The sequence below is a fragment of the Pelomonas sp. KK5 genome, from assembly GCF_001984095.1.
Classification (GTDB): domain Bacteria; phylum Pseudomonadota; class Gammaproteobacteria; order Burkholderiales; family Burkholderiaceae_C; genus KK5.
The window spans coordinates 1-11126 of the sequence record NZ_LYVQ01000218.1; the positions used below are offsets into that span (position 1 = coordinate 1).

Genomic DNA, 11126 nt, shown 5'->3' on the forward strand with positions numbered 1-11126 from the left:
GGCCTGGCTGCGCTGGCGCTGGGCGCCCACCTGCCGGCGGCGCTGATGCTGCCGCTGGTCGTGATCGCCGCGGCGCTGGGTGGCATGGCCTGGGCCGCCATCCCGGCCTGGCTGCAGGCCTATCGCGGCAGCCACATCGTCATCACGACCATCATGTTCAATTTCCTGGCCGCCACGCTGAACGTCTACCTGCTGGTGAACTGGCTGCGGCCGGCCGGCACGATGGCGGTGGAGAGCGACCAGTTCGCCGATTCGGCCCGCATGCCGGCGCTGCACGAGCTGGCGGCGAAGTGGTTCGGCGTCGAGCTGCCGTCCTCGCCCCTGAACCTGAGCCTGCTGCTGGCTTTTGCCGCCTGCGCCTTCGTCTGGTGGTTCCTCTGGCGCAGCCGTCCGGGTTATGCGTTACGGGCGGTGGGCAGCGCGCCGGGCGCCGCGCACTATGCGGGCATCGACCCGCGTCGGCAGGTGCTGGTGGCGATGGCGCTGTCCGGCGCGCTGGCCGGGCTGGTGGGCGTCAACGAGATCTCCGGCGTGCAGGGCAAACTGACGCTGGATTTCGTGGCCGGCGCCGGCTTCACCGGCATCGCGGTGGCGCTGATGGGGCGCAACCACCCGGTGGGCATCGTGCTGGCGGCGATCCTGTTCGGCGTGCTGTACCAGGGCGGCGTCGAGGTTTCCTTCGAGATGCCGGGCTTCAGCCGCGAGATGGTGGTCACGGCCCAGGGCCTGATCGTGCTGTTCGCCGGCGCGATGGCGACGGTCAGCGCGCCGCTGTTCGCGCGTCTCTTTGCGAGGAGGAGCGCGTGATGGATGAAGTCCTGATCGCCTCGGTGCTCGCGTCGACGCTGCGCGTCACGACGCCGCTGCTGTTCTGCGCGCTGGCGGGCCTCGTCAGCGAGCGCTCGGGCGTCATCGACATCGGCCTGGAAGGCAAGATGCTCGCCGCCGCCTTCGCCTGCGGCAGTGCCGCGGCGCTGGGCCATTCGACGCTGCTGGGCCTCGGCGCCGGCATCCTGGTGGCCTGCCTCTTCTCGCTGGTCCACGGCTTCGCCTGCGTCACGCACCGCGGCGACCAGGTCGTCTCCGGCATCGCGCTGAACATGGTTGCCGCCGGCCTCACGGTGGTGCTGGGCATCGCCTGGTTCGCGCAGGGCGGGCAGACGCCGCCGGTCGACGCGGCCGTGCGCCTGAAGGGCGTGGCCGCCTTCGCCGAGCCGGAGCCGGGCAACTGGATCGCCTCGGTGCTGGGCCATGGCCTGCTGAGCCATGACGTGCTGGTCTATCTCGCGCTGGCCTGCGTGGCCGGCATCTGGTTCCTGCTGGAGCGGACCCGCGCGGGCCTGCGCTTGCGCGCCGTCGGCGAGAACCCGGCGATGGTGGATGCGGCCGGCGTGTCAGTGCAGGCGCTGCGTTATGCGGCCCTGTTGCTGAACGGGGTGCTCTGCGGCCTGGCCGGCAGCTACCTGGTGCTGGCGCAGAATGCCGCCTTCAGCCCGAACATGACGGCGGGCCGCGGCTATATCGCGCTGGCGGCGATGATCTTCGGCAAGTGGAAGCCGCTGCCGACGCTGGCGGCCTGCCTGCTGTTCGGTTTTCTCGATGCGGTGGCGATCCGGCTGCAGGGCGTGTCCGTGCCCGGCATCGGCCAGGTGCCGGTGCAGCTGATCCAGGCGCTGCCCTACCTGCTGACGGTGGTGCTGCTGGCCGGCTTCATCGGCAGCGCGCGGGCGCCCAAGGCCCTCGGCCGGCCTTATGTGAAGGAACGATAGAGCCATGCTCACCGAAGAACAGCGCCGCGACCTGCTCGCGGCTTCGCTCGCTGCCCGCGCCCGCTCGCATTCGCCATACTCGGGCTATGCGGTCGGCGCGGCCATCCTCGACGAGCAGGGGAAAATCCATGCCGGCGCCAATATCGAGAATGCCGCCTATCCTCAAGGCTGGTGCGCCGAAGCGACCGCGCTGGGCGCGATGGTGATGGCCGGCGGCAAGCGCGCGCTGGCGGTGCTGGTCAGCGGCCCCGGGCCGGAGGTCATCACGCCCTGCGGCGGTTGCCGGCAGAAGCTGCGCGAATTCGCCGGGCCGGGCCTGGCGGTGCTGGCGGCCGACCCCGGCGGCATCCGCGCCGAATGGACATTGGACCAACTGCTGCCGCACAGCTTCGGCCCCGAACACCTGGAAAAGTGATGATCGACAACAAGACCCTCGAACCGCAGATCGCCACGAGCCTGGCGAAGCTCCAGGCCAGCTTCGGCGCCAAGGCGCCCGAAGTCGCCGTCGTGCTCGGCTCCGGCTGGGCCGATGCCGTCAAGCAGGTGGAAGAGGCGCAGCCGCTGGCCTACACCGAGCTGCCGGCCTTCCCGCAGCCCAAGGTGGAGGGCCATGTCGGCGAGATCGTCGTCGGCCGCATCGGGCAGCAGGCGGTGGTGATGCTGCGTGGCCGCGCCCACACTTACGAGAGCGGCGACTGCACCGGCATGGCCGGCGCGCTGCGCACGCTGGCGCGCTGGGGCGTGAAGGTGCTGGTGCAGACCAATGCCTCGGGCTCGCTGCGCACCCACAACCCGCCCGGCTCGCTGATGCTGATCAGCGACCACATCAACGCCCCGCAACGCTCGCCGCTGGTGGGCGAGCAGGGCAGCCAGCGCTTCGTCGACATGAGCGCGGCGTATGACGCTGAACTTCGGCGTCATGCCAAGGCGATCGCCGAGAAGAACGGCATGACGGTCAGCGAAGGCGTCTATGTCTGGGCGCTGGGCCCGCAGTTCGAGACGCCGGCCGAGATCCGCATGTTCGCCGCCTGGGGCGCCGACGCGGTGGGCATGAGCACGGTGCCCGACACCATCCTGGCCCGCCACGCCGGCCTGCGCGTGCTGGGCATCGCGCTGATGACCAATATGGCCGCCGGCATGTCCGACGAGGCGCTGACCCATGCGCTGACGCTGCAGCAGGCGGCCGCCTCGGGCGAGCGGGCCGCGGGCTTCCTGGCCGCGGTGGTGGGCGGGCTGGCGGACCTGGCGTCGCTGAAGGGCTGACCGCGATGCATCGCGACGCCGCAAGCGTGGCCCTGGCCTGCCTGGACCTGACCAGCCTCAACGAGGCTGACACCCCGGCCGACATCGAGGCCCTGTGCAGGCGCGCGCAGACGGCCCATGGCCCGGTGGCGGCGGTCTGCGTCTGGCCGCGCTTCGTCGCGCAGGCGCGCTCGCTGCTGCCGGCGACGATCAAGGTCGCGGCGGTCGCCAACTTCCCTGATGGCGCGCTGGACCCGACACGCGCCGTCGCCGAGATCGGCCTGATCGCCGAGGCCGGTGGTGACGAGGTGGACGTGGTGCTGCCCTGGAAGGCGCTGATCGCCGGCCAGGCCAGCGAGGTGCGCGAGTTCCTGTCCGAGGTGCGCCACGCCAGCCGCCCGCTGGTGCTGAAGGTGATCATCGAGAGCGGCGAGCTGAAGACGCCCGAGCTGATCGCCGAGGCCACCCGCCTGGCGCTCGCCGCCGGCGCGGACTTCGTCAAGACCAGCACCGGCAAGACGCCCGTCAGCGCCACGCCGAAAGCCGCCGCGCTGATGCTCAAGACCATCGAGGCCAGCGGCATGCGCCACGCGGGCTTCAAGGCCTCCGGCGGCATCCGCACCGTGGCCGAGGCGCACGAGTACCTGCAGCTGGCCGAGGCCTGGCTGGGCGAGGCGGCGCTGAACCCCCGCCGCCTGCGCCTGGGCGCGAGCGGCCTGTTGAACGATATCGAGGCGGTGCTCGGCGGCAAGGCCGGCACCGTCGAATCTGGCAGTTATTGAAATGAATGAGAAAGAAGTAGAAAAAGAGACCCCGGCGAACGAAGCGCCGCGCCGCGGCATCAAGAGCTTCGTCGTGCGAGCCGGCCGCATGGGGACCGGCCAGATCCGCGCGTTGGCCGAGCTGGGCCCGCGCTTCGTGCTGCCCTACAAGGCGGGCGAGACCCTGGACCCGAAGGCGGTGTTCGGCCGCGAGGCGCCGGTCGTGTTCGAGATCGGCTTCGGCATGGGCGGCGCCACCGCGCAGATCGCCAGGACGCTGCCCGACCACGACTTCATCGGCTGCGAGGTGCACGAGCCCGGCGTCGGCGCGCTGCTGAAGCTGATCGACGAGCAGCAGATCGGCAATATCCGCATCTTCCAGCACGACGCGGTCGAGGTGCTGGAGAACATGATCGCGCCCGGCTCGCTGGCCGGCGTGCACATCTACTTCCCCGACCCCTGGCACAAGAAGAAGCACAACAAGCGCCGGCTGATCCAGCCGGAGTTCGTGGCCAAGCTGGTGAAGCACATCCGGCCCGGCGGCTACCTGCACTGCGCCACCGACTGGGAGCCCTATGCCCAGCAGATGCTCGAGGTGCTCGGCGCCGAGCCGCTGCTGGAGAACACCGCGGCCGGGTACGCCGACAAACCGTCTTATCGGCCGCTGACCAAGTTCGAGAACCGCGGGATCAAGCTGGGCCACGGGGTCTGGGATCTCGTCTTCAGGAAACGAGCATGAGCCTGCAACTCGAAGGCAAACACATCCTCCTCGGCCTCTCCGGCGGCATCGCCTGCTACAAGGCGGCCGAGCTGGTGCGCCTGCTGGTCAAGGACGGCGCCACCGTGCAGGTCGTGATGAGCGAGGCGGCGACGCAGTTCATCACGCCGGTGACGATGCAGGCGCTGTCCAACCGGCCGGTGCGCACCAGCCAGTGGGACGCCGCCGAGTTCAACAACATGGCGCACATCAACATGAGCCGCGAGGCCGACGCGATGCTGATCGCGCCGGCCAGCGCCGACCTGATCGCCAAGCTGGCGCAGGGCCGGGCCGACGACCTGCTGAGCCTCACCGCGCTGGCCCGCCCGATCGAGCGCTGCCCGCTGCTGGTGGCGCCGGCGATGAACCGCGAGATGTGGGCCCACCCGGCCACCCAGCGCAACCTGCGCCAGATCGCGGCCGACGGCGCCCACGTGCTGAACGTCGGCACCGGCGACCAGGCCTGCGGCGAGACCGGCGACGGCCGCATGCTGGAGGCCGCCGAGATCCGCGACGAACTGATCGCCTTCTTCCAGCCCAAGCGCCTGGCCGGCAGGCGCGTGCTGATCACCGCCGGCCCGACCTTCGAGCCGATCGACCCGGTGCGCGGCCTGACCAACCGCTCCAGCGGCAAGATGGGCTTCGCCGTCGCCCGCGCCGCGGCCGAGGCCGGCGCCGAGGTCACGCTGGTGGCCGGCCCGGTGCACCTGCCCACGCCGCGCGGCGTGCGCCGCATCGACGTGCAGACCGCGCAGCAGATGTTCGACGCGGTGCTGCCGCGCGCCGGCCAGCAGGACGTCTTCATCGCCACCGCCGCGGTGGCCGACTGGCGCCCGGCGAAGCTCGCCGATCACAAGATCAAGAAGCAGCCGGGGCAGGCCGCGCCGGCCGGCTTCGAGCTGACCGAGAACCCCGACATCCTCGCCGCCGTCGGCAAGCTGGCCGCCTCGCGCCCCTTCTGCGTCGGCTTCGCGGCCGAGAGCCAGGACCTGGCGAAGTTCGCCCGCGACAAGCTCGAACGCAAGCGGGCCGACCTGATCGTCGGCAATATCGGCGCCGCCACCTTCGGCCAGGACGACAACACGCTGCTGCTGGTCGACAAGGCCGGCGAGCGCGAACTGCCCCGCAACGACAAGCTCAGCCTGGCGCGCGAACTCGTGAGCGAGATCGCCGCCCGCATGACCCCGACCACGACCCCATGACCCACACCGTAGACCTGAAAGTGCTCGATGCCCGCATGGCCGAGCAGATCCCCGCATACGCCACCCCCGGCAGCGCCGGCCTGGACCTGCGCGCCTGCCTCGATGCGCCGATCACGCTGGAGCCCGGCCAGACCACGCTGATCCCCACCGGCCTGGCCATCCACATCGGCGACCCCGGCCTGGCCGCGCTGATCCTGCCGCGCTCGGGCCTGGGCCACAAGCACGGCATCGTGCTGGGCAACCTGGTCGGCCTGATCGACTCCGACTACCAGGGCCAGCTGATGGTGTCCTGCTGGAACCGCGGCCAGACGAGCTTCGTCATCAACCCGATGGAGCGCATCGCCCAGCTGATGCTGGTGCCGGTGGTGCAGGCGAGCTTCCGCCGCGTCGAGGAGTTCGACGCCTCGGCCCGCGGCGAGGGCGGCTTCGGCTCCACAGGCAAGCACTGACCCCGCGGCCGGCCGCCCGGGCCGGTTGCCGCTGTCCCCTCATTCGGTTACGCTGACCTGCAAGGGGAGGCGGGCTTCATGCATGAGGACCTGGACAGGCAGCGCCGGCAGACGGTGCTGGTCGTCGACGACACGCCGGACAACCTGGCCTTGATGGCCGGGCTGTTGAAGGACCTCTATCGCGTCCGGCTGGCCAACAGCGGCCCCAAGGCGCTGCAGTTCGCCGCCGACGCGCAATCCGCCGACCTGATCCTGCTCGACGTGATGATGCCGGGCATGAACGGCTTCGAGGTCTGCGAGAGGCTCAAGGCCGACGCGGCCTTGCGCCACATCCCGGTGATCTTCCTGACCGCGATGAGCGCCACCGAGGACGAGACCCAGGGCCTGGCGCTGGGCGCGGTGGACTTCATCACCAAGCCGGTCAACCCGCCGATCGTGCTGGCGCGGGTGCAGACGCACCTGCAGCTGAAGGCCGCTGCCGATTTCCTGCGCGACCAGAACGCCTTCCTGGAGACCGAGGTGGCGCGCCGCTCGCGCGAGCTGGCGGCGATCCAGGACGTGACCATCCTGGCCATGGCCTCGCTGGCCGAGACCCGCGACAACGAGACCGGCAACCACATCCGCCGCACCCAGCACTACGTGAAGGCGCTGGCCGAGCAGTTGCGCCCGCATCCGCGCTTCGCCGCTGCGTTGAGCGAGACCTTCATCGCCACGCTGTTCAAGTCCGCCCCGCTGCACGACATCGGCAAGGTCGGCATCCCCGACGGCGTGCTGCTCAAGCCGGGCCGCTTCGAGCCGCACGAGATGGAGGTGATGAAGACCCATTGCCGCCTGGGCCGCGATGCGATCCAGCAGGCCGAGGACCGGCTGGGCCTGCAGGTGGACTTCCTGACGGTGGCCAAGCAGATCGCCTACTCGCACCAGGAGAAGTGGGACGGCAGCGGCTACCCCGACGGCCTGGCGGGCGACGCGATCCCGCTGGCGGCCCGGCTGATGGCGGTGGCCGACGTCTACGACGCGCTGATCAGCCGGCGCGTCTACAAGGAAGGCATGGCGCACGAGACGGCCGTGCGCATCATGGTCGAGGGGCGCGGCACGCATTTCGACCCCGAGGTCATCGACGCCTTCGAGCAGATCGCCGATCGCTTCCGCGAGATCTCGCAGCACTACGCCGACGAGCACGACGGCACATGACGATGATGAAGCTCGCGCTGCAGGCCCTGGAGCGCCGCACGCTGCGCGCCAAGCTGCTGCTGGGCTTTGCGGTGATGGTGGGCCTGGCCCTGGTGCTGGGCACGGCCGACCTGATGACGCAGCGGGCGCTGCTGAGCCAGATCCAGCGCCTGTACGACCAGGACCTGCTGGGCCTGTACAACGCCAAGAGCGCGCAGGCCGACTACATCACCATGGGCCGGGAGCTGCGCCAGGCGCTGATCGCGGAGGTCACCGAGGACCGCGACATCGCCATCCGCCGCGTGATGGAGCAGGACAGCCGCCTGCGCCGCGCGGTCACCGAGCTGCGCCCGCGCGTGCAGCAGAGTGCCGACCAGGAGCGGCTCTCGCGCTTCGAGGACGCCCACGCGGTCTACAAGACCAATGTCGACCTGGCCCTGGCCATGCTGATGCGCGGCGAGCTGATGCAGGCTCGCGCCTTCGTGGCCTCGCGCGAATTCCAGTCGGCCGGCGACCGCGTGCGCGACCGCATGGAGGACGTGGTGCAGTCCCGCGCGGCCGCGGCGCACGAGAACATGGAGGCCGCGCTGGAGCTGGTGGACACCGCGCGCAACCGCACGCTGCTGCTGCTCGTGGGCGGGCTGGTGGCCAGCGGCCTGGTGTCGTGGATGGTGGCCGCGTCGATCCGCAACCCCAACCTGCGGGTGCGCAATGCGGTGGAGGAACTGGCCCAGGGGCAGCTGGGCGTGGAGGTGCCGCACCAGGACTATGCCAACGAGGTCGGCGAGGTGGCGCGCGCGGTGCAGGTGCTGCAGCGCGTGGCCCAGCAGATGGAGAGCGAGCGCTGGCAGAAGGCCCACCTGGCGCAGATCTCGAATGCGCTGCAGATGGCCGGCAACCGGGTGGAGCTGTCCAGGACCTTCTTCAACCACTTGTCGCAGGTGGCCAGCATCGGCCACGGGGCGCTGTACATCCACGACGAGGAGCATGGCGAGCTGCTGTTGCTGGGCACCTTCGCCCACCGCGACCGCAAGGGGCTGGAGCGGCGCTTCGAGATGGGGCAGGGCCTGGTCGGGCAGTGTGCGGTGGAGCGCCGCCCGCTGCTGCTGGCCGAGGTGCCGCCGGACTATCCGCGCATCGTGTCCGGCACCGGCGAGGCGGCGCCGCGGGCGGTGGCGGTGTTCCCGCTGCTGCTGGCTGAGCGGCTGCTGGGCGTGCTGGAGGTGGCCACCTTCGAGGACTTCGGCGCGCGCGAGCAGGGCCTGCTGGACGGCCTGATGCCGGTGCTGGGGACCAACCTCGAGATCCTTGAGCGCGCGGCCCGCTCGAAGGCGCTGCTCGAAGAGACGCAGAGCCAGGCCGAGACCCTGGGCGCGCAGGCCGGCGTGCTGGCCCAGCAGGCCGGCGAGCTGGAGGCGCAGAAGGCGGCCGTGCAGGCGACGGAGGGCTGGTACCGCGGCATCATCGAATCGGCGCCGGACGGGCTGCTGGTCGTCGACGAACAGAACCGCATCACGATGAACAACGCCCGGGTGCTGACGCTGTTCGGCTACGCCCCCGGCGAGCTGGACGAGCAGCCGCTGGAGCGGCTGGTGCCGCTCGATTCGATCGGCGGCATGGTGGCGCTGCGCGCCTGCGGCGGCGCCGTCGAGCTGCAGGGCCTGCGCCGCGACAGCAGCCGCTTCGACATCGAGGTGGGCCTGTCCTGCCTGCCCTCGCTGGGCGGGCACGGCGAGAGCGTCTGCATCTCGGTGCGCGACATCACCGAGCGCCGCATCGCCGAGCAGGAGCTGCGCAAGGCCAAGGACGCGGCCGAGGAGGCCACCAAGGCCAAGAGCAGCTTCCTGGCCAACATGAGCCACGAGATCCGCACGCCGATGAACGCGATCATCGGCATGTCGCACCTGGCGCTGAAGACCGATCTCGACAAGAAGCAGCGCAACTACATCGAGAAGGTCCACCGCTCGGGCGAGAACCTGGTCGGCATCATCAACGACATCCTCGACTTCTCGAAGATCGAGGCCGGCAAGATGTCCATGGAGACGGTGGACTTCCGGCTTGAGGACGTGATGGACAACTTGGCCAACCTGGTCGGCATGAAGGCCGACGACAAGGGGCTGGAGCTGCTCTTCGACATGTCCGACGAAGTGCCCACCGCGCTGCGCGGCGACCCGCTGCGCCTGGGCCAGGTGCTGGTGAACCTGGGCAACAACGCGGTCAAGTTCACCGACAAGGGCGAGGTGGTCGTCGGCGCCGAGGTGATCGAGGAGACGGCCGAGGCCGTGGAGCTGCACTTCTGGGTGCGCGACTCCGGCATCGGCATGACGCCCGAGCAGTGCAGCCGCATGTTCCAGAGCTTCAGCCAGGCGGATGAATCCACCACCCGCAAGTACGGTGGCACCGGCCTCGGCCTGGCCATCTCCAAGAGCCTGGTGGAGCTGATGCAGGGACGCATCTGGGTGCAGAGCGAGCCCGGCAAGGGCTCGGCCTTCCACTTCCATGCCCGCTTCGGCCTGCAGACCAGGCCGCGGCCGCGGCGCATGTACAGCACCGACGAGCTGGAGGGCACGCGGCTGCTGGTCGTCGACGACAACGCCACCGCCCGCGAGATCCTGGCGACGATGGCCGGCAGCTTCGGCCTGCAGGTCGATGCCGCCGGCAGCGGCGCCGAGGCGCTGCGCATGGTGGGCGCGGCGCTGGCGCAGGAGCAGGGCTACGACGTCGTGCTGATGGACTGGAAGATGCCCGAGATGGACGGCGTGGAGGCCATCCGCCACCTGCGCCAGGACCACCAGGGCCGGCAGCAGCCCAATGTGATCCTGGTCACCGCCTACGGCCGCGACGAGGCGCTCAGCGCCAGCCGGGACGAGCACATCGGCCCGATCAAGGTGCTGACCAAGCCGGTCACCTCGTCCACGCTGCTGGAGTCGGTGGCCGAGGCGCTGCACAAGACCCGCCTCGTCGAGACCCGCGCCTCGGAGAAGGCCGTCGACCAGCTGCAGGCGGTGGCCCACCTGGCCGGCACGCGGCTGCTGCTGGTGGAGGACAACGACCTCAACCAGGAGCTGGCGCTGGACCTGCTGGGCGGCGCGGGCATCGAGGTGGCGACCGCGATGAACGGCCAGCAGGCGCTCGACGTGCTGGGCAGCGATACGCGCGGCTTCGACGCGATCCTGATGGATTGCCAGATGCCGGTGATGGACGGCTACACGGCCTCGCGCCACATCCGCGAGAACCCCGCGTGGGACGGCGTGCCCATCCTCGCGATGACCGCCAACGCGATGGCCGGCGACCGCGAGAAGGCGCTGGCCTCGGGCATGGTCGACCACATCGCCAAGCCGCTGAACGTGGCGGCGATGTTCGCCACGATCGCGAAGTGGGTGAAGCCGCGCGTGGGCCATTCATCGGCCATGCCGCTGGAGGACGGCGGTACGCCCACGGCCGTGATCCCGCCGCTGCCTGGCATCGACACGGCCCGGGGCCTGGCCCGCACGCTGGGCAAGGTCGAGCTCTACAGGCGGCTGCTGGGCAAGTTCCACGCGGGCCAGCAGGGCTTCGCCGAACGCTTCGCCGAGGCCCGGCGCGACGCCGACCCGCAGGCCGCGCAGCGCCTGGCGCACACGCTCAAGGGCACGGCGGGGAATATCGGGGCGCTGGAGGTCGAGGCGGCCGCGGGGCGGCTGGAAGCGGCCTGCCTCGGTGGCGCCTCCGCTGCGGCGCTGGAGGAGCCGCTGGAGGCTCTGCTGCTGGTGCTTGCGCCGGTGATGGCGGGG

Annotated in this window: 10 protein-coding genes; all 10 read left to right on the plus strand. The window is 70.6% G+C overall.

The annotated features are described in order from the left end of the window. A partial coding sequence (locus tag B0W88_RS25275) for an ABC transporter permease (RefSeq protein ID WP_077037371.1) occupies positions 1-807 on the plus strand: 807 nt, incomplete at its 5' end. Beyond that, positions 807-1769: an ABC transporter permease gene (locus tag B0W88_RS25280; protein ID WP_077037372.1), complete on the plus strand. Its 963-nt coding sequence runs from the start codon at positions 807-809 to the stop codon at positions 1767-1769. The genes B0W88_RS25275 and B0W88_RS25280, both read left to right, overlap by 1 nt. 4 nt (positions 1770-1773) lie before the next feature. Further along, the gene (gene cdd / locus B0W88_RS25285) at positions 1774-2184 is read left to right on the plus strand and encodes a cytidine deaminase (RefSeq protein WP_077037373.1); all 411 of its coding nucleotides are present in this window, start codon (positions 1774-1776) and stop codon (positions 2182-2184) included. Next, entirely contained in the window at positions 2184-3032 is an 849-nt protein-coding gene (locus B0W88_RS25290) for a purine-nucleoside phosphorylase (RefSeq protein WP_077037374.1), read from the plus strand. Before cdd ends, B0W88_RS25290 begins: the two co-directional genes overlap by 1 nt. Positions 3033-3037: 5 nt before the next feature. Next, positions 3038-3793 (plus strand): deoxyribose-phosphate aldolase, encoded by a 756-nt coding sequence (gene deoC, locus B0W88_RS25295; protein ID WP_083749060.1) that lies wholly within the window; start codon positions 3038-3040, stop codon positions 3791-3793. Between the two features lies 1 nt (position 3794). Continuing rightward, a complete protein-coding gene (trmB, locus tag B0W88_RS25300) occupies positions 3795-4511 on the plus strand; it encodes a tRNA (guanosine(46)-N7)-methyltransferase TrmB (RefSeq protein WP_077037376.1) in 717 nt (238 codons plus the stop codon). After that, positions 4508-5731: a bifunctional phosphopantothenoylcysteine decarboxylase/phosphopantothenate--cysteine ligase CoaBC gene (gene coaBC, locus B0W88_RS25305; protein WP_077037377.1), complete on the plus strand. Its 1224-nt coding sequence runs from the start codon at positions 4508-4510 to the stop codon at positions 5729-5731. Before trmB ends, coaBC begins: the two co-directional genes overlap by 4 nt. After that, positions 5728-6180, plus strand: a complete 453-nt coding sequence (gene dut / locus B0W88_RS25310) for a dUTP diphosphatase (protein WP_077037378.1) — start codon at positions 5728-5730, stop codon at positions 6178-6180. The genes coaBC and dut overlap by 4 nt, the downstream gene beginning before the upstream one ends. A gap of 78 nt (positions 6181-6258) precedes the next feature. Then, positions 6259-7374, plus strand: a complete 1116-nt coding sequence (locus tag B0W88_RS25315) for a two-component system response regulator (protein WP_077037379.1) — start codon at positions 6259-6261, stop codon at positions 7372-7374. Next, positions 7371-11126: response regulator (locus tag B0W88_RS25320; protein ID WP_144006958.1), on the plus strand; the 3756-nt coding region annotated here is incomplete at its 3' end. The genes B0W88_RS25315 and B0W88_RS25320, both read left to right, overlap by 4 nt.

What these genes read in the sequence shown, in the direction of transcription:
- B0W88_RS25280 (WP_077037372.1), top strand. Translation starts at nt 807, where the DNA reads ATGGATGAAGTCCTGATCGCCTCGGTGCTCGCGTCGACGCTGCGCGTC.
- cdd (WP_077037373.1), top strand. Translation starts at nt 1,774, where the DNA reads ATGCTCACCGAAGAACAGCGCCGCGACCTGCTCGCGGCTTCGCTCGCT.
- B0W88_RS25290 (WP_077037374.1), top strand. Translation starts at nt 2,184, where the DNA reads ATGATCGACAACAAGACCCTCGAACCGCAGATCGCCACGAGCCTGGCG.
- deoC (WP_083749060.1), top strand. Translation starts at nt 3,038, where the DNA reads ATGCATCGCGACGCCGCAAGCGTGGCCCTGGCCTGCCTGGACCTGACC.
- trmB (WP_077037376.1), top strand. Translation starts at nt 3,795, where the DNA reads ATGAATGAGAAAGAAGTAGAAAAAGAGACCCCGGCGAACGAAGCGCCG.
- coaBC (WP_077037377.1), top strand. Translation starts at nt 4,508, where the DNA reads ATGAGCCTGCAACTCGAAGGCAAACACATCCTCCTCGGCCTCTCCGGC.
- dut (WP_077037378.1), top strand. Translation starts at nt 5,728, where the DNA reads ATGACCCACACCGTAGACCTGAAAGTGCTCGATGCCCGCATGGCCGAG.
- B0W88_RS25315 (WP_077037379.1), top strand. Translation starts at nt 6,259, where the DNA reads ATGCATGAGGACCTGGACAGGCAGCGCCGGCAGACGGTGCTGGTCGTC.